General features: G+C 62.0%; 16 protein-coding genes. 4 read left to right on the top strand and 12 right to left on the bottom strand.

Annotated elements, in window-relative coordinates:
• Entirely contained in the window at positions 1-1,461 is a 1,461-nt protein-coding gene (gene fumC / locus HX855_RS21630) for a class II fumarate hydratase (RefSeq protein ID WP_177085855.1), read from the top strand.
• A 47-nt stretch (positions 1,462-1,508) separates the two neighbouring features.
• Here fumC and HX855_RS21625 read toward each other — a convergent pair whose 3' ends face one another.
• Entirely contained in the window at positions 1,509-4,142 is a 2,634-nt protein-coding gene (locus HX855_RS21625) for a hypothetical protein (RefSeq protein WP_177085853.1), read from the bottom strand.
• Between the two features lie 212 nt (positions 4,143-4,354).
• Between HX855_RS21625 and HX855_RS21620 the strand changes: the two genes are divergently transcribed.
• Positions 4,355-5,560: a multidrug effflux MFS transporter gene (locus HX855_RS21620; RefSeq protein ID WP_177085851.1), complete on the top strand. Its 1,206-nt coding sequence runs from the start codon at positions 4,355-4,357 to the stop codon at positions 5,558-5,560.
• Here HX855_RS21620 and HX855_RS21615 read toward each other — a convergent pair.
• Genes HX855_RS21615 through HX855_RS21605 form a run of 3 tightly spaced genes read right to left on the bottom strand, consistent with a single transcriptional unit; the run spans position 5,557 to position 9,258 of the window.
• On the bottom strand, positions 5,557-7,140 hold the full coding sequence (locus HX855_RS21615) for an aldehyde dehydrogenase (NADP(+)) (protein WP_177086163.1): 1,584 nt from the start codon (positions 7,138-7,140) through the stop codon (positions 5,557-5,559). The two genes, HX855_RS21620 and HX855_RS21615, sit on opposite strands and share 4 nt — an antisense overlap.
• 24 nt (positions 7,141-7,164) lie before the next feature.
• Positions 7,165-8,412 (bottom strand): DegT/DnrJ/EryC1/StrS aminotransferase family protein, encoded by a 1,248-nt coding sequence (locus HX855_RS21610; protein WP_177085849.1) that lies wholly within the window; start codon positions 8,410-8,412, stop codon positions 7,165-7,167.
• A 33-nt stretch (positions 8,413-8,445) separates the two neighbouring features.
• Positions 8,446-9,258 (bottom strand): shikimate dehydrogenase, encoded by an 813-nt coding sequence (locus tag HX855_RS21605; RefSeq protein ID WP_177085847.1) that lies wholly within the window; start codon positions 9,256-9,258, stop codon positions 8,446-8,448.
• 233 nt (positions 9,259-9,491) lie between these two features.
• Between HX855_RS21605 and HX855_RS21600 the strand changes: the two genes are divergently transcribed.
• Together HX855_RS21600 and HX855_RS21595 are read left to right on the top strand one after the other, a co-directional pair.
• The gene (locus tag HX855_RS21600; RefSeq protein WP_256353000.1) at positions 9,492-10,412 is read left to right on the top strand and encodes a LysR family transcriptional regulator; all 921 of its coding nucleotides are present in this window, start codon (positions 9,492-9,494) and stop codon (positions 10,410-10,412) included.
• Positions 10,413-10,544: 132 nt separating this feature from the next.
• Positions 10,545-12,101: a UxaA family hydrolase gene (locus HX855_RS21595; RefSeq protein WP_177085845.1), complete on the top strand. Its 1,557-nt coding sequence runs from the start codon at positions 10,545-10,547 to the stop codon at positions 12,099-12,101.
• A gap of 57 nt (positions 12,102-12,158) precedes the next feature.
• Here HX855_RS21595 and HX855_RS21590 read toward each other — a convergent pair whose 3' ends face one another.
• The 8 genes from HX855_RS21590 to HX855_RS21555 form a co-directional block, all read right to left on the bottom strand.
• Positions 12,159-12,599, bottom strand: coding sequence for an RbsD/FucU family protein (locus HX855_RS21590; RefSeq protein ID WP_177085843.1), 441 nt, complete (start codon positions 12,597-12,599; stop codon positions 12,159-12,161).
• 10 nt (positions 12,600-12,609) lie between these two features.
• On the bottom strand, positions 12,610-13,194 hold the full coding sequence (locus HX855_RS21585; protein WP_177085841.1) for a DUF1349 domain-containing protein: 585 nt from the start codon (positions 13,192-13,194) through the stop codon (positions 12,610-12,612).
• Positions 13,195-13,219: 25 nt separating this feature from the next.
• Entirely contained in the window at positions 13,220-14,065 is an 846-nt protein-coding gene (locus HX855_RS21580; RefSeq protein ID WP_177085839.1) for an amidohydrolase, read from the bottom strand.
• 8 nt (positions 14,066-14,073) lie between these two features.
• Positions 14,074-15,057 carry an aldo/keto reductase gene (locus HX855_RS21575; protein WP_177085837.1) on the bottom strand — a complete coding sequence of 328 codons (984 nt, stop codon included), beginning with the start codon at positions 15,055-15,057 and terminating at the stop codon, positions 14,074-14,076.
• A 45-nt stretch (positions 15,058-15,102) separates the two neighbouring features.
• Positions 15,103-16,146: an ABC transporter substrate-binding protein gene (locus HX855_RS21570; protein ID WP_177085835.1), complete on the bottom strand. Its 1,044-nt coding sequence runs from the start codon at positions 16,144-16,146 to the stop codon at positions 15,103-15,105.
• A 140-nt stretch (positions 16,147-16,286) separates the two neighbouring features.
• A complete protein-coding gene (locus HX855_RS21565) occupies positions 16,287-17,084 on the bottom strand; it encodes an ABC transporter permease (RefSeq protein WP_177085832.1) in 798 nt (265 codons plus the stop codon).
• Complete coding sequence (locus HX855_RS21560; RefSeq protein ID WP_218175829.1) at positions 17,081-17,962, bottom strand: ABC transporter permease; 882 nt, start codon at positions 17,960-17,962, stop codon at positions 17,081-17,083. The genes HX855_RS21565 and HX855_RS21560 overlap by 4 nt, the downstream gene beginning before the upstream one ends.
• Entirely contained in the window at positions 17,962-18,963 is a 1,002-nt protein-coding gene (locus tag HX855_RS21555) for an ABC transporter ATP-binding protein (RefSeq protein WP_218175828.1), read from the bottom strand. The genes HX855_RS21560 and HX855_RS21555 overlap by 1 nt, the downstream gene beginning before the upstream one ends.
• Positions 18,964-18,998: the final 35 nt, after the last annotated feature.

Genomic DNA, 18,998 nt, shown 5'->3' with positions numbered 1-18,998 from the left:
ATGACCGATTCCACTGCACACCCTCCTACCCTGCAGAACATCGCCATCGGCCTCGACGCCGACGGCAAGCGCAGCGAATTCGACAGCATGGGCACGGTCGATGTGCCCGCGGACAAATACTGGGGCGCCCAGACCCAGCGCTCTCTGCAACACTTCTCCATTGGCAATGACCGCATGCCCAAGTCGGTCTACCACGCTTATGGTGTGGTGAAAAAAGCCTGTGCCCTGGTCAACGCCGAGGCCGGGCGCCTGGCGCAATGGAAAAGCGCCGCCATCGTGCAGGCCGCTGACGAAGCCATTACCGGCCAACTCGACGCGCACTTCCCGCTGTATGTCTGGCAGACCGGTTCAGGCACCCAGTCCAACATGAACGTCAACGAAGTGCTGTCTAACCGCGCGATCCAATTGCTCGGCGGCACCCTCGGCAGCCAGCACCCGGTCGGGCCCAACGATGATGTGAACATGGGCCAGTCATCCAACGACAGTTTCCCCACGGCCATGCACATTGCCGCCATCACCCTGATTGATGAACGACTGGTGCCGGAACTGGACCGGCTCGCCGAGACCATCGAGAACAAGGCCCAAGGCTGGATGGACGTGATCAAGGTTGGCCGCACCCACCTGGAAGATGCCACGCCGTTGTCGGTGGGCCAGGAATGGAGCGGCTGGGCGGCACAGATCCGCGCGTGCAGCGCCGAGATCCAGCATAGCCGCAAAGGCCTCTACGAATTGGCCCTCGGCGGTACGGCTGTCGGCACCGGGCTGAATGCCCCCGAAGGGTTTTCGGTCAACATTGCGGCGAAGATCGCCGAGCTGACCGGCAAGCCATTCGTGACCGCGCCGAACAAGTTCATGGCCCAGGGCTCCCTCGATGCGATGGTGCGCGCCAGTGCCGCGCTGCGTGGCGCCGCAGTGGCGCTGATGAAGATTGCCAACGACATGCGCTGGCTGGCCTCGGGCCCGCGTTGCGGGTTGGGCGAACTCAAGCTGCCGGCCAACGAACCGGGGTCGTCGATCATGCCCGGCAAGGTCAACCCGACCCAGTGCGAAGCCATGGTGATGATCGCCATCCAGGTGATCGGCGACGACACGGCCGTGGCCTTCGCCGGCAGCCAGGGCAACTTTGAGCTGAACGCGATGCGCCCGATCATCATCAACAACGTCCTGCACTCGGCCACCCTCCTGGCGGATGGCTGCGAGAAATTCCGCACGTATTCCGTGGAAGGCACCGAGCTGGATCGCGAGAAAATCCAGAGCTACCTGGACAACAACCTGATGCTGGTAACGGCCCTGTCGCCGGTGATCGGCTACCAGAACTCGGCGCACATTGCCGAGGATGCCCAGGCCACAGGTTCGACGCTCAAGGCCGCGGCGCTCAAGTCCGGCAAGGTCAGCGAGCAGGACTATGACCGCATCATCGTGCCGGGGCACATGGTGGGCAACGGTGTCGGTGGCGCATGATCGGCTGAGTCAGCCTGTGCCGGTGCGCCGGCACAGGCTGCTGCCACTCAGTAATTGACGCTGGGATTGCCCACCGGTATGTAGCCGTTCTTCGGCGCAATAATCACGTCCAGCGGCGGCGGGGTCAGCCCGAAGCCACCGAGCTGATCGGTCAGCCCCTTGTACCAATCCGCCTCTTGCTTCTGGCGCGCATTGTCGGCCTTGATATCGGCGATGATCGCGTAGATCAAGCCACCCACTGCCGCAACGCCGCCCACCGCGCCGGCCAGGGCGCCCGCGGCACCACCGATGACGCCGGCCGCCTCCGCCACGCCTGCGGCGACGGTGGTAATGCGCGGCACCACATAGGTGGCGACCTCCACCGCACCCGCCACTGCCGACAGGCCATTGAGGCCAGCAAAGGTGCCCTGGAAACCGGCGGCCACCTTGTCACCGCTCTGGGCCGAGTTCTTCGCCGACAGTGCGCCCGTGACCAGACCCAGTACGTTACCGGCCACGCCACCGAGGCTTTTGCCAACGTTCTCCACGTCTTTTACGTACTTGGGGGCGTCGAATTTGTAATCGCCCTGGCTGGCCCGGGTGAACTGATCCTGGACAAACTTGGACCCGCCTTCCATGAACAGGCCGGCCGCCTGGAACGACTGGCCAACCGTCTGCGCCGTGCTGCCGCCCTTGCCATTGGCAATGCGTGTGCCGATCGCGCCGGCCAGCAACACGCCGGAGACCCCGTGCATGACCCCGGCCTTATACGCCGCGCTGACGCCCGACGGCAGCTTGCCGCCCCAGGTGCTCTCGACTTTTTTGATGGCATCGTCAAACTTGGCGCCGCCGCGCATGGCGTCTTCCACCGCGCGGATGCCGCTGATGATATCGGCGGTCTTCGGCGGCGCTTCGCCGGGCACGGTAAAGCTGGCTATGTTGTCGTTGATCACTTGCTCAAGGCGCGGGTCGTTCGCGCCGGTGACGCCCAGGCCGCGATAAAAATCATCGATGGTCTGGCCCTTGAGCAAGTCCTCACGGCCAAGCTTGGCGGTCGCATCGTTGAACGTGGCGCTACCGGCCTGCACGGTCTTGTCGTCAAGTACCGCGTCGAAAATCGCCTTGTTGACGCCGGACTGAATCACCGCTTTGTCCGGTGCCACACCGCTGGCGATCAGGTCGTTGATCTCTTTGCCGGAGCTGATGTGTTCGTACTCGGCCTTGACCTTGTCCTTGATGTCTTGCGGCGCGTTTTCCAGGGCTTTTTTGTAGTCCGGCTTTTTGCCCAGCGCCTGGGCGTAGAAGTCCGGGTGCTTGATAAAATTCGACAACGCCTCGGTGGTGCTCACCGGGTTGCCGTTGGCGTCCTTGGCGGCAAACGCGCTTTCCAGGGCATCGGTGCTGGACGAAGCGTCCAGGCGGCGTTCCATTTCCGCTTTCAATGCAGGGTCGGCGGCGACCCCTTTCTGTAACTGCTCAGTGCCCTGGGTATTGAGGAACTGCTGTAAGTCCGGGTCTTGGCTGAGTTTATCGATGCGGCTCTGCACATCCTTGGTGAAGTCCTCGCGTTGCTGGCCGGGTGATTTGCCCTCACCGGACCACGATGTGTCTGAGTCCGGCCCCTGGTGGGCAAAGGCATCGGCGCCGGCCTGGAAGTTGGCCAGCCCGGTAGACAACTGGATGATCGCCGCGACTTTATCCGCCCCGCTGGCGCTGCTCTTGCCGCTGACAAAGTAGTCCGCGCCGACTTTGGACGCGTCACCGCCGGCGGCCTTGACCGCCGCCTCCGTTGCCTGGGCGTTAAGGTCCTTGATCTGGTCGTCGGCACTGTTGCCATCCAGGCCCTTGAGGTTGTCGTAGCCGTATTTGCCAAAATCCTGTAGGCGCCCGGCCTCTGTGCCGTGGCGTGCCTCGCCGTCCTTGGTGAAGCCGTCGATGCGGCCATTGCCCGCGCTGCCGCCATCAATGTGCTTGCCGGTTTCGTCGTAGTTTTCCACGTAGTTGAGCACCTGGGCCGCACGCCAGGCCGCATCCGGGTCGTGCTCAAAGTCACCGACCCGCTCGCGCAGCTTGTCCTTGACCCCGCTCTGGTTGCCCAGGTTTTTCAATAAAGGGTTGTCGTCGATGATCTGCTGGGCACTGCGAGTGTCGCCCATGGGCCGCCCCTCACCCGGCAACGGCAAATGGTTGGAGGGCGCATCACCCTTGGGCGGCGACATCGGCGCCGGTACAGTCAACGGCAGGTTGCCCTTGAGGCTGTCCCAACCGTACTTGCCAAAGTCCTGCAGACGCCCGGCCTCGGTCCCGTGCCGCGCGTCGCCGCCCTTGGTGAAACCGTCGATCTTGCCATTGCCGGCATCGTTGCGTTCGGAAAGGCGGGTGGTGATCAACTGGCCGTTTTCATCGAGTTTTTCCACGTGTTCCAGGACCTTGGAGGCTCGGTACGCCGCGTCCGGATCGTGCTCGAAATCGCCGACACGCTCCTTGAGTTTATCTTTCACACCGCTCTGGTTACCCAGGTTCTTGAGCAATGGGTTGTCGTCGATGATCTGCTGGGCACTGCGAAAATCACCCTCAGGTCGCTTCATGTCCGGCCCGAAGGTGTTATCGGCAGGTGGATTGTCCACGGCCTTGGAAACGGCCTTGTTCCAGTTGGCGTTGGCACCTTTGCTGGGGATGTTATCGACCGGGATGACCTGCATAGCGATACTCCTTGGGACTGGGCGGCGGAGACAGGAGTATTGGATACAAATTGCAACAATCAGGTTACACAACGTTGATCATCTGAGTTTTTGGAGCCTGGCACTTTGCCTCTATCTCACACCCAGCGGGGCTTGGCATCGCGGCGATGGCTTGTAAGCGTCGGGGTCGATCACTAAGCTGGCCCCTCTTTTTACCGCCGCCTGGTCGCCCCATGTCTCGAAGTATCGCCCACCTCGCCCTGCTACTGGGTTTGATCACCGCCGTCGGCCCGTTTGCCATCGACATTTACCTGCCGGCCTTGCCGACCTTGGGCGCCAGCCTGCACGCTTCGCCTGCTGCGGTGCAGATGAGCCTGACGGTGTTCTTCCTGATCATCGGTGTGTGCCAGTTGTTCTACGGCCCGATCAGCGACGTGTTTGGGCGCAAGCCGCCGATCTATGCCGGCCTGGTGATTTTCATCGTGGGCAGCATAGGTTGCGCCCTCGCCCCCTCCATTGAGGTGCTGATTGGCTTCCGGGCGTTGCAGGCCTTTGGCGCCTGTGCCGGGATGGTGATTCCCCGGGCGGTGGTGCGCGACTTGTACACCGGCCATGAAGCCGCACGCTTGATGGCGTTGTTGATGCTGGTGGTGAGTATTTCACCGATTCTCGCCCCGTTGGCCGGCAGCCTGATCATTGCGGTGTGGAGCTGGCGCGAAGTGTTTTTAGTGCTGGCTGTGGCCGCCGTGTTGTGCCTGATCATGACCATCGTGCAACTGCCGGAAACCCACCCCGCCGAACGCCGCCTGGGCAAAACCCTGGGCAGTGCGTTCGGCAGCTACGGCGCGTTACTGCGCGACCCGGTGTTTACCGGGTTGTCGGTGGTGGGCGGTTTTGGCCTGGCGACGTTCTTTGTGTTCATCGGCAGCGCGCCGTTCGTGTACATCGAGTATTACGGGCTGACACCGACCCAATTCAGCCTGTGCTTTGCCCTCAATGCCGCGTCGTTTTTTGCCCTCAGCCAACTGACGGCGCGCTTGAGTGCCCGTTTCGGCCTGGCGCCGTTGATTCGCGGGTCCGTGCTCGGCGTGGCCACGGTCATGAGCGTGTTGGCCCTCACCACGCTATGGGGCAACAGCCTGCCGTGGATGATGGCGCTGCTGTTTATCGGTTTTGGTTTCCTTGGCCTGCTGTTGCCGGCGGCCGGGGTGCTGTCCCTGGAAGATCATGGCGCCGTGGCCGGCTCGGCGTCGGCGCTACTGGGGGCGATCCAGATGATCACCGCCGCCGCGGCCATGTCCCTGGCCGGCTTGTTCGCCGACCACACCCCGGCGCCGATGTTGGTCGGCATCGCCCTGAGTGCGGTGGCGGCGATGCTCACGGTGTGGTGGACGCTGCGCCGCTTGCCGGCGCACTTGCAACCTCAGCCGCGCACTTAACCCACGGGGTCGAGGGTCCACTCCCCCGTCACCAACCGCTTGATACCCAGGGGGTTGGCGTTCTGCAACGCGGCGGGCAACAGGCTGTCCGGGTAATTCTGATAGCACACCGGCCGCAGGAACCGATCAATCGCCAGACTGCCCACCGAGGTGCCTCGGGCATCGCTGGTCGCCGGGTAAGGGCCGCCATGCACCATGGCGTCGCACACTTCGACGCCAGTCGGATAACCATTGACCAGGATGCGGCCGACCTTCTCCTCCAGCAGCGGCACCAGCCATTGGTAGTGGTGCAGGTCGCTCGGTTCACCGATGAGGGTCGCCGTCAATTGGCCGCGCAACGCCTGCACCGCTTGCTCGAGCTGCCCATCGTCTGCCACTTCGATCAGCACGGTGGCAGGGCCGAAGACTTCTTCCTGTAGCAAGGCATGCCCTTCCAGCAGCAACGCCAGGTCGGCCTTGAACAGGTGCGCCTGCGCCTTGTTGCCCTCCTGCGACGGCCCTGCCAGGTGCGCGACACCCGGGCACGTCTTCAAGGCATTGACGCCCTTCTGATAACTGCGCAGGCCCCCGGCATTGAGCAAGGTCTGCGGTGCCTGTGCCTGCAGGTGCGCCTGGAGCTGTTGAGTGAACGCGGTGAAGGCCGGGCCACGGATCCCGAGCACCAGGCCAGGGTTGGTACAGAACTGCCCTGCCCCCAGCACCACCGACCCGGCCAGCTCGCCCGCGAGGGCTGCGCCACGGGCTGCCAGCGCATCGGGCAGCAGGATGACCGGGTTGATGCTGGACATCTCGGCAAACACCGGTATCGGCTGCGCCCGTTCGGCGGCGATCTTGCACAGGGCGTTGCCACCGTGCAGCGAACCGGTAAACCCCACCGCCTGGATCGCCGGGTGCCTGATCAGGTCCGCACCGACGCCCTCGCCGAAAATCATGTTGAACACGCCCGCCGGCATGCCCGTGCGTTTGGCCGCGCGCTCGATGGCGCAGCCCACCTGGTCAGCCGTGGCCATATGACCACTGTGGGCCTTGACCACCACCGGGCAACCGGCCGCCAGCGCCGAGGCCGTATCGCCACCCGCCGTGGAGAACGCCAAGGGGAAATTGCTCGCACCAAACACCGCCACCGGCCCGACACCAATGCGGTACTGGCGCAGGTCGACCCGTGGCAACGGTTGGCGATCCGGCAGCGCCAGGTCAATCCGCGCACCGAGGAAGTCGCCCCGGCGCAGCGTCTGGGCGAACAGGCGCATCTGATGACTGGTGCGCAGGCGTTCGCCCTGGATCCGCGCGGCGGGCAGCGCGGTTTCCCGGCACACGGTGGCCACGAAGTGCTGGTCCAGCGCCTCCAGTTCCTCGGCGATCGCTTCAAGAAATTCCGCGCGCCGCACCGGGCTCAGTTGGCGATAAACACCGAAGGCATTTTTTGCCGCCAGGGCGGCTTGCCCGACTTCGTCCAGCGTGGCCTGGTGGAACGCCCACGGCAAGGCTTCGCCCGTGGCGGCATCGACGCTCCGGTGACGGGGCTCGCCGAGGCCGCTACGGCCCCCCGCGATAAACTGTTGGCCGAGCACAGGGGGCATGTTCATATCTTCGTCCATCGGGTCTCAACCTCGGCCATAGGCGGTCAGGACTTTGCGAATCGCCTGGGCGATGCCTTGCAGGTGTTGCTCCTCGAAACGGTCGGTCCACCACATGCACACCGTTTCCTTGCAGGCCTTCTCTGCCACCGGGCAAACGCTGCCGGAAAAGTCCTGCGGGGTGACACCCGGCAAGGTAAAGGGCAACCCCGAGGTGCCGAAGGTCTTGCGTTCGCGGATCACCGGGTAGCGGTACAACGGCACCTCGCCCGGGTAACCGATAAAGCCATCAATCCCTTCGGCCACCAGCGCTTTCATCACGTCCGGCATCGGCACCGTCAATTGCGCCGTGTCCACACGGAACGAATAGAAAAAGTACACCCCAAGGGTCCCCGGCAGCGGCAACACCGGCTGGATGGCCAAGCCGTCCAGCAGTTCGGTCAGGCGATCAGCCGACGCGACCCGCGCGTCGACAAACTGCTGCAGTTTCTCGACCTGCGCCAAACCCACCGCCGCCTGCAATTCGGTCATGTGGTAGTTGGGTGCCAGGAACAAGTGGTCGCGGCCACCGCGCTCCCGTGGCCAACCCTTGTCGCTGCAGGCGCGCAGGCCCCGGCCGTGGTATTCGCTGCGGTTACTGATGACCATGCCGCCATCGCCGGTGGTCATGTGCTTGGATTGCTGGAAGCTGAAGCAGCCCACATCGCCAAACGTGCCGCACAACTGGCCCTTGTAGTAAGCCAGGTGCGCCTGGGCGCAGTCTTCGATGACAAACAGGTTGTGCTTGCGGGCGATCGCCATGATCGCGTCCATGTCTGCCGGATGGCCAAACACATGGGTCACGATGATCGCGCGGGTGCGTGGGGTGATGTTCTTTTCGATGGAGGCCGGGTCGAGGTTCTGCGTCAGCGGGTCGACATCGGCGAACACCGGCACCGCCAACTGCGCGAGCACCGGAATCACCGTGCCAATGTCGGTGACCGGCGACAGGATGATCTCGTCGCCCGGTTCCGGGTTCAGGAAGATCACCGCGGTATGCAGGGCTGCCGTGCCATTGGCGACGGCGACGGCGGTCGATACGTCATACAGTTCGGCAAAGCGTTGCTCGAACTGTCGGGTCTTGGGGCCGACCAGAAAGGACAGGCTGCCGGAGCGGATCACTTCCAGCAGCAACCGTTCTTCCTCGGCACCGAAGGTGCGCCCGGACGCGTCACGGAAGCTTGGCAACGTCCCCTCGATAGCGCGGGGCCCGCCGTGGATGGCTAATTCGTTCATGATCAATCCTTCTTGCGAAATGAGTATGGCCGGTTACAGGCCAAGGAAGTCCGCCATCAACTGCACCTGGTGCTCCAGCATATGGCGCCCCAGGTGCACCCGGCAGCCGAGGTGTTCAGCCGCGATCAGCAGCGCGGTGCGCTCCGGTTCCTGGACCACTTCCGCCACGGTCATCTGTGGGGTCAGTCGGGTTACATCCAGAGGCAACGGGTCTGCGGCATGCATGCCCAGCGAGGTGCCATTGATGATCAGTTGGTGGCCGCCCGGGTCTTGGGTGCCGAGGGACACCTCCAGGGCCGGGTAGTGACGCAGCAGGCGCTCCTTGAGTTCGGCACTCTTGTGCTCACTGCGGTTGGCCAGGGTCAGGCGGCCGATGCCGGCCTGGGCCAGCGCAAACGCCACCGCATTCGCCGCACCGCCGGCACCCACCAGGTACACCGACTGGCCCGCGACGTCGATGCCGGCATGCTCCAGACCACGGAGGAAACCCACGCCATCCAATTGATCCCCCACCAGACGGCCATCGGCCATGCGCCGGATGACGTTGGCCGCCCCCACGGCGGCGGCCTGCTCACTGAGTTCATCGCACAACGGCAAGATGGCTTGCTTGAACGGCACCGTGACGATGGCCCCGTCGAAGCTCAGTAAGGTTCGCAGGCCATTGACGAAGGGTTCGAAATCTTCCGGCGCCACATTCATCGGTACCATGATCGCGTCACTGCCCCGCTCACGGGCAATCCGGTTGATCTTGGGCGGCGCTTTTACATGATCAGTGGGGTGGGCAAGAATGCCCAATACCCGGGTTTTGCCCGTCACTTCTGGCGTGTTTTCTGGCCGGTCAGGCATGTACGTGGCTCCTGTTCTGTAAAACAACCCGAATCGTTTTGCGGTGTGGACGACGCACTTGAAAACGCCGCCAAACCCGCTGGATGAAAAGTACTGCACTTCCTGGCGCACGAGTAATGACAACTGCACCCCCTGCCGATAACCACTGGCTATCCCCGCCCGCCGGTGGCTAGCGTTTTGGCGCCTGCTGATGCCTAATGCCGGGCACCTCCTCTAAAAAAAGCGTCTGCCTGATGACGATGCCAACCCTGGAAACGCTCTCCTCGCGCCTTCGTCTCAAGCAGTTGCGCCTGTTGGTTGCACTGGACGATCACGGCTCCATTCACCGGGCCGCCGAGATCATCGGCATCACCCAGCCCGGCGCCACCAAGGCCCTGCACGACGTGGAAGAAACCCTCGGCGCGACGCTGTTCGAGCGCACCAGCAAGGGGCTGAACGCCAACGCCATGGGCCGCTGCGCGATTCGCTACGCGCGACTGATCCTGACGGACCTGTCCCATCTGCGCCAGGAGATGCACGGGATCTTCCAGGGCCACGGCGGGCGCCTCACCGTGGGTACGATCATGGGGGGCGTGCCCCTGCTCACCGCGGGTGTGTTGCGCCTGCGCAAGCGTCAACCCCAGGCAACCATCGAGATCGTCGAAGACACCAGCGTCAAGCTGCTGAGCCTGCTGGACCAGGGGCGCCTGGACATGGCGCTGTGTTACCCCAGCGTGAGCCCGCGCCCCACGGCCTACGACAGCATCAGCATGAAACCCGAAGCACTGGTGGTGATGGCCAACCCCAACCACCCGCTGGTGGGACGCGAATCGCTGACCCTTGAGGAGCTGGCAGACTCAGGCTGGGTGATCTTCTCGGCGAATATGCCGTTGCGCCAGACGCTGGAGCGCGAGTTCCACGAGTCAGGGGTGAACTTCCCCGCCCACCCCATCGAAACCTCGTCCACCTTCGCCACCCTGTTGTTGCTGATCAGCGACCCGAACCTGGTGGCGGTGTTGCCCACCGATGTGGCCGAGCTGCCGTTGTTGCAAGCCATGCTGACCGCCCTGCCCTGCACCATCACCCCCAAGAGCGAGCCGTTCGCCATTGTCACGCGCACCCAGGTGGAACTCTCGCAACTGACGCACTTGTTGATCGAGGAACTGACCACGTAAGCCTTGCACCGCCGTCACGCCGATAACGCGCAGTTATCCCAGGCCGCCGGATTTTCATTACCCCCACGATCGGGCCGGCGTTAGGATCGCGCCATACCGCTGCATCCGCGTTTCCCACAGTAAGGTGCCGTAATGGAACTGATTGCCAAAACAAGTGCGCAAAGCCAGATTGCCGCCGCCACGATCCGCCTGGACCCCCATGACGATGTACTGATCGCCCGCCAGCCACTGCCGGCGGGGCTGGTCCTGGAAGAGAACGGCGTGGTGGTGCAGCAGGCGATTCCGGCCGGGCACAAGGTCGCGGTGCGCCGGATCGAGGCCGGTGAAAATGTACGGCGCTATGGCCAGATCATCGGCGTCGCGTCGGTGGCGATCGAGGCCGGTGCCCACGTCCACAGCCATAACCTCGGCATGGCGCACTTTTCCCGCAGTCACGCATTCGGCGTCGATGCCAAACCAACGCCCCACCGCGAAGCGACGTTCATGGGCATCGTTCGCCCGGACGGCCGCGTGGCCACGCGCAACTACATCGGCGTGCTGACCTCGGTGAATTGCTCGGCCACCGTGGCGCGAGCGATCGCCGATTACTTCCGGCGTGACATCCACCCCGACGCCCTCGCCCCCTACCCGGGCGTGGATGGTGTGGTGGCCCTGACCCACGGCATCGGCTGTGCAGTAGACCCCGGTGGCGAAGCCTTGGCCATGTTGCAGCGCACCCTGGGCGGCTATGCGGTGCACGCCAACTTCCATTCGGTGCTGATGATTGGCCTGGGTTGCGAGACCAACCAGATCGACGATTTGCTCAAGGCCCAGCACCTGGAAGCCGGCGCGCACCTGCGTGTGTTCACTATCCAGGGGGTGGGCGGTACCTCGAAATCCATCGCCAACGGCATTGAACAAATCAAGGCCCTGCTGCCGGCCGCCAACCAGGTACACCGCCAGGCGGTCAGCGCCAAACACCTGGTGGTCGGCCTGCAATGCGGCGGTTCGGACGGTTACTCCGGGATCACCGCCAACCCGGCCCTGGGCAATGCAGTCGACCGCCTCGTGGCCGCTGGCGGCACGGCGATCCTCTCCGAAACACCAGAGATCTATGGTGCCGAACACCTGTTGACGCGGCGTGCCGTCAGCGACGCAGTCGGTGAAAAACTCATCGCCCGTATCCGCTGGTGGGAAAGCTACTGCCAGCGCATGAATGCCGAGCTCAACAACAACCCGTCGGCCGGCAACAAGGCCGGCGGGTTGACGACCATCCTCGAGAAATCCCTGGGCGCCGTGGCCAAGGGCGGCTCGACCAACCTGGTGGATGTCTATGAATACGCCGAAGCCGTCACCGCCCACGGCCTGGTGTTCATGGACACCCCCGGCTACGACCCTATTTCCGCCACCGGCCAAGTGGCAGGCGGTGCCAACCTGCTGGCGTTCACCACCGGCCGGGGCTCGGCCTTCGGCTGTGCGCCCTCCCCCTCGATCAAGATCGCGACCAACTCCCACATGTTCAACCATCAGGAAGAGGACATGGACGTGAACTGTGGTGGCATCGCCGACGGCACCGACACGATTGAAGAGCGCGGTATGTATATCTTCGAGATGATGCTGCGGGTGGCGTCCGGCGAGCCCAGCAAGAGCGAAACCCACGGCTATGGGCAGAATGAGTTTGTACCTTGGCAGATCGGTGCGATCACCTGATCACACACCGCAAAAAAGGGGACCCGAAGGTCCCCTTTTTTATGTGCCCGGCCGGCGTCAGTTACCGCCCAGGTTCACCGTGCCTTTGCGGATGATCACGTTGCCGTAGAACAAGGTTTCACCCGTGGCGATCACCGCAAACGCGTCCTTGGCGCGCTCGTAGAACGCAAAACGCTCGATGCGGCTCAGCGTCGGCGAGTCGCCGGGCAGCGCGTCCAGTGCATCCTGGATCACCGTGTGCGCCGTGACAATCGTGGCCGGCTCATCGATCACTTCCATCCCCACCACTGGGTCGGGTTCGGACTCATCGACCGGCATCACCGACAGCACGGCCTTGAGCATGCGCGACAGGTCGGCCGCCTCCATGCGAATCAACCGCTTGGCCACCGTTTGCGCAGGGAAACTGCCGTCTGCGATGACGATCTCGTCACCATGCCCCATGGCGCGCAGTGTGAACAGGATGTCGGCGTTCAGGATCGGGTCAATACCAATCAGCATAGGAAGTCCTCTAGCTCAAGTCGTGGAGGTTTTTGGTGGTGGCCGGGCCAATGGAGAACTCTGAAAAACCAATGGTCAGGCCGCTTCGTTCCGGGGTGCAGGCTGTCGGCCCCACCTGATAGCTGGCAGCTTCCGGGAACGGCGCCAGGCGCAACAGCGGCCAGAACACACCGTCGCGGGACGCCTGGATACGCATGGCGCCATTGCCCACGGTGACTCGCAGGTAGAAGTCCTCCAGCTCTTTGAAAGGCTGGGACACCGACCAGTCAGACTGCCCGTCGGTGATGACCGTACTCAGGAACAACTCACCGTCGGTGAACTCCACCCCGGTTTTCATCCAGCGCGTTTCATCAATCCGCACCATCAGGCCTGCCTGATCGTAAAGCGTACGGAACTCACCCTGGATACGAATCTGCGCGGTGAACCCGTTCGCCGCCGGGAAACCCAAAAAGTGCCCGGTGTCGCGGATGAACCCGTAATGGGTCTTGCGCCAGAAGTCGGTGTTTTCATCGGTGGTCAGGGTCAGGGCGGTACCATCCGCTGCCCAATCGGCGGGCGGGTTCAGCCAGGTTCCGGTACTGAAGTCGATGCTCATGGGGTTGTCCTTTGGGTGCAGGGCGTCAGCCCAGGTTATAGGCGTCGATCGCGTTAAGGTGGAAAAACCGCGCCGCCAGCTCCGGGCGGGTCGCGACGAGTCGTTCAGCGATGGCCTTCACCTCAGCGTAAGTCGCCGCCAGGGTGCAGACGGGCCAGTCCGAGCCGAACAAGAGCCGCGCCTCGCCGAAAACGCTCAGGGCCATGTGTGTGTAGGGGTCAAAGGTGTCGACGCTGGCGCCGGGCGCGGCCTCGGTGACCAGGCCCGAGACCTTGCACCAGACGTTGTCGCTCTGGGCAAGCGCCTCAAGGGCTTGATGCCAGGCGGGGCTGAACCCCTCGGCGATGGGCGGCTTGGCCAGATGGTCGAGCACAAAACGACCTTGGGGATAGCGCCGCACCAGCCCCGTGGCCGCCGGCAACTCCCTGCTGCGCACCAGCAGGTCAAAGGTCAAGCCGGCGCTGATGACCGCTGCCACGCCGGCCTGTACCCCTGGCCGGCACAGCCACTCACCGTCGGGCTCGTCGTGGACGTTATGGCGGATGCCCACGAGCTTGTCGCCACCGGGCAAGGCACGCAAGGCGGCGATTTGCCCGGGTACGTCGACGGCTTCCAGGTCGACCCAACCGACAACGCCGATTACAACGTCATAGGCCGCAGCGATCGCCAGCAGGTCACGGGTTTCCGCCAGGTCATGCCGGCATTGCACAACGATCGTGGCACTGATGCCATTTTCAACCAGCAGTGGCTGCAGGTCCTGCGGGCCAAAATTGCGCCGCAGCGGGCGCATCTCATCGCCGGCCATCCAGGGATAGGTGCCGGTGCTCAGGTCCCAGAAGTGCTGGTGGGTATCGATGATGGGGCTCGACATGATGGCCTTCACGCTGTGGGCGCGTCGGCAACGATCAGCCCTTGGGCCTTGAGATCCTGCCACAGGGCACTGGGGATCGGCGTGCGAAACAGTTCGGCGTTTTCAAGCATTTCTGCCGGGGTTCTGGGGCCCGTGAGCACGCTGGCCACCGCAGGATGTGCCAGTGGAAACTGGATGGCCGCGGCTTTCAACGGCACACCATGGCTCAGGCAGACTTTCTCGAGTTTCAAGGCGCGGTCGATCAGGGCCCGGTCGGCGTCTTCGTAATTGAATTTTGCGCCGGCACGGGGGTTGGCCAGGATGCCGCTGTTGTAGACCCCGCCAATAATGATCGAGATGTTTTTTTGTACGCACAGCGGCAGCAGTTCGGCCAGGGCGCCCTGCTCCAGCAAGGTGTAGCGGCCCGCCAGCAGGAAGCAATCGAAATGACCATGGCGGGCAAATTCGGCGAGCATGCTGCTCTGGTTCATGCCGGCGCCGACCGCGCCAATGGTGCCGTCAGCACGCAACCGGTCGAGGGCTTTATAGGCACCCTCGATGGCCTGCGGGTAATGGTGGTCGGGGTCATGGATGTGCAACACGTCAATGCGATCGAGACCAAGGCGGGCCAGGCTCTCCTCCACTGAGGTCATCACACCGTCATAGCTGAAATCGAACACCGGCCGCTCCGGTGGCGTGCCTTTGTAGTAGCCGTCGACCACCGGCGTTTCAGGCACCCGCAGCAGGCGACCGACCTTGGTGCAAACCACGTACTCATCCCGGGGCTTGCGCTGCAAAAAAGCGCCCAGGCGCTGTTCAGCCATGCCGTTGCCGTATTGGGGTGCAGAATCAAAAAAGCGCACCCCCGTGTCCCAGGCCGCCTGCATCGTCTCTTCGGCGCTGGTGGCGCTGGTCGGCGAATAGAGGCCACCGATTGCCGTCGTGCCGACCCCCAGCCTGCTCGCTCGAAGGTCAGTAAGACCCAGCGGCACAGCCTCGAATAGTGCTTTCATGTACTGATCCTTTTACGGCTTGTTTTTGTCGGTAGGGCAACGTCATTAAACTGAAGTTGCTTTAATCTCGTTCCACAACTCGATGCGGCGACCGAAATCCTCAGGCGCCTGCAGGAACACCAACTTGTCGGAATACGTCAGGCCAATCTTGATATTCGCGTCTTCATTGGTGGAGTTGCCGTAGCCGGTCTTCTCGCTGATATACGTGCCCACGTCTTTTTCAAGCATGGCATCGACCCAGGCGTGGGCCAGCCCCACATCCCGGGCTTTAACACTGATGCACCAGCAGTCGATCCAGCCGATCGCGCCTTCTTTGGGAATGGTCAGTTCTGCATTCACATTGCGCTTCTTGAGCATGGCGGCTTGAGGCTCACCCATGGACATCATGAAGTCGATGCCGCCTTGGGCAAAGATGCTCACACCGTCGTCGAACCCGGAGTAATAACTGGCGATGTTTGATTTTTGCGCAAGCAACTTGGTCTTGATCAAACCGAATTGTTCATCGGTCAAGTTGAACGGGTCTTTAATGCCCAGGGTCAACGCCGCCGTCACAATGGCATTGTTGGCGTCGTCCACGATGATCATCCGGCCTTTGTATTTTTCATCCCACAGGACTTCCCAACTGTCAGGCGCGACTTTAAACACGTCGGCGTTGTAGATCAGCGGGATGGAGCCCCAGGCGAAGGGGGCGGCGTAAGTCTTGCCATCAAACGTAATGGCCGACACGTCCTGGAACGTCGGCATCAGGTTCTTGGCGTTCTGCAACTTGGCCACGTCCAGGGGCTGGATCAGCTTTTCCTGGGTCAGGCGTTTGTACGACGATGTCTCGATGGCGATCACGTCATAATCGGCGCCTTGGGACGCCGTCAGTTTGGCGAAGATCTCATCCACACTGGCCGCGTACGTGACGGACACCGACGCGCCGGTCTTTTTCTCGAACGCCTTGACCCACTGGTCGTCCGCGTAACCTTCCCACGTCAACACCCTGAGTTCTTTGCTCGCCGCCCCCGCCGTGCGCATGAAACTGGGCGTTATCAGCGCGCTGGCCGCAACGACGGTGCTTAAAGCCAAAAAATCACGTCTTTTCATGTCGTTCTCTCTCGATACTTTTAAATTATTATGTGCCAACTAGTTGGGCGTATTTATCCGCCCACTGAGTGATCACTCTTTGTATACGACACCTGCTCAGCAGTAGAAAATGATTCAACGTCGGTGAAGCCGTGTTGTTGTTATGCCTTGCGTTCAATACTTTGACGTAGGGACAGTGCGCCCATCGCCGCACAAATAAGCGTGACACACAGCACCACCGAAACCAGTGCATTGATTTCCGGGGTGAAGCCGGTTCGCATCATTGCCCACAACCGCATCGGCAAGGTGCTGTCGCCTCCGACCAGGAAGAACGTCACCAGTGTTTCGTCAAACGAAAGTGCAAACGCCAGTAGAGAGCTGGTCACTAACGCGGAACGCAACTGAGGGAAGACGATATAGATAAACGTCTCGAAACCATTGGCGCCCAAGTCCAGGGAGCCTTCAATCTGTGACTCTTCGAGTGTGTCCAGCCTGATCATGATCATGCGGTAGATCACCGCCAGTATCAGGACCACGTGGCCGATGGTAACGGTCACCAGGCTACGTTCCAGGCCAACTTCGCGAAACGCCACCAGCAATGAAATACCGGTAATGATCGCCGGCAATACGAACGGCAAAAATATAACGAACTCAATATATTTTTGACCTTTGCGCGCCCCCGTCTTCATGTAGTAGGCCAGCGCCAGCGAAATAATAGTTGCACCCACTACCGCGCAGGCACCCACCCATAACGAATTACCCAGTGAATCCAGCAACTGCGAGTTTTCAGCAAACTTGCCGTACCACTGCAAGCTGAAATCCGACCAGTCAATCTGATGACTTTTAATACTGAAGAACGACAGCGTTACCACAATGGCTGCCGGCGCATACAGCACGGCAAACGCCAACACACCGATCGCCCACAACACCGTGAGCGTGACACGTTCCATGGGGGTCATTTCACTCTCCCAATCCGGGAAACAAGGGACGCCAGCCCGATGATTGCGATCACCGCCACCAGCAACACAACCGCCAGTGCAGCCCCCAGGGGCCAGTTGAACGCCATACCGAACTGGCTCCAGATCGCGCGCCCAAACGTGAAGCCTTCGCTGCCGCCGACCATTTGCGGCGTGAGGTAGTCGCCAATGGCGATCACCATCACGAACAACGCACCGGCAATCGACCCGGGCAAACTCAAGGGCAGGACGATGGTGAGAAACGTCCAGCCAGGCTTGGCCCCCAGGTCGGCAGCGGCGGCAATCAGTGACGGTGGAATGCGGTCCAGTGCCAGGAAGATCGGCAAGATGCCAAACGGCAGGTAGATCACCGCCATCGCAATCATCACGGCGGTCTGGTTAAAGATAAACAGCCGGCTGGGCGCGTCGATTATCCCCAGGGATAACAACAGCGAATTCAAAAACCCGCTGTACCCCAGAATGCTGCGCATCGCGTAAATCTTGACGACGTAGTTCATCACCAGTGGCAAGGCACTGAGCAACAGCAGCAAATAGCGCGCCGAGCCCTCCAGGCGCCAAATCAGGTAGGAAATGATATAGCCGAACACCAACGCAACCAGGGCCACGAAGAACGCCAGCTTCAACGTGCCAAGAAAAACCTTGAGGTAGCTGCCGGCAAAAAAGCCTGCATAGTTCGCCAGGGTCAAACTACCCGTCAGCACACCGTTTTTCTGTTCCAAAAAGCTGTACGCCAGGAACGATATCAGCGGGACTAAAATCATCACCGTGGGCACGCCATAGACCATCAGTTTCACAATGATCCGGGTGAGCTGCAGCCGTTTCGGGCTGGCGGGTTCCATTTCCAGAGTCAGGGAGGTCATCAGGCTTCTCTCGGCACAAAGCTGACATCGGACTCCGACCAGCGCAGCGAAACCTGTGCCCCCACACTCAGATCATGGGCACACAGCGCCGTCGGTAAACGGACTTTGATTCGATGAACCCCCGCGCTGCCCAGGGACAGTGATAACTGCGTGGTGGGCCCGAGGAAGGTCAGCCCTTCCAGCTTCGCGCGGGTGACCTGCTGCCCCGGCGTGCATTCGGAACCATCATGCAGGCTGAAACTTTCAGGGCGGATGGCGATTTGCAGTGCTTTATCCATGACCCCGGGTGCGGCGTGTTGGCCCAGCGGGCTCTCAATGAACGCGGCGTTCTTGGGGGTGGTTGGCAGCAAGTTGTTTTCCCCAAAGAACTTCGCGACAAACTCGGTTTTGGGTTTGTAGTAAATCTCTTTGGGGGTGCCCACCTGAATGAGGCTGCCGTGATCCATCACCGCGATGCGATCCGACATGGCGATCGCCTCTTCCTGGTCATGGGTGATGAACACAAAGGTGGTGCGAATCCTGCGCTGCAGGTCCTTGAGAAAGTCCTGCATCGAGCGACGCAGTTCGGCATCCAGTGCCGCCAGGGGTTCGTCCAGCAGGATCACTTGAGGTTCGCAGACGATGGCCCTGGCCAGGGCAACGCGTTGGCGCTGGCCGCCGGACAGTGCGGCCGGATAACGGTCAGCCTTGTCTGCCAGGTTGACGGTCTCGAGCACGGCCTTGACCTTGGCCTTGATCTGGTCGGCGGGCAGGCGGCGAATACGCAGCCCGTAGCCCACGTTGCCCGCCACGGTCATGTGGGGAAAGAGCGCATAGTCCTGAAACACCGTATTGAACGGCCTTTTGAAAATCGGCAGGCTGACAATGTCAGTGCCGCGCAATAACACCTGGCCTGAAGTCGGCGCGGTAAACCCGCCGATCATGCGCAAAATAGTGGTTTTACCGGATCCGGACGGACCCAGAATCGTCAGAAACTCGCCGTCTTTAATGTCCAGATTCACCGGCTTTAATACATTGATACTGCCGTATGACTTCG

The sequence above is a fragment of the Pseudomonas sp. IPO3778 genome, from assembly GCF_013386825.1.
Classification (GTDB): Bacteria; Pseudomonadota; Gammaproteobacteria; order Pseudomonadales; family Pseudomonadaceae; genus Aquipseudomonas.
Note: the sequence above shows the minus strand (reverse complement) of the source record. Positions and strands in the feature narration are given on the sequence as shown.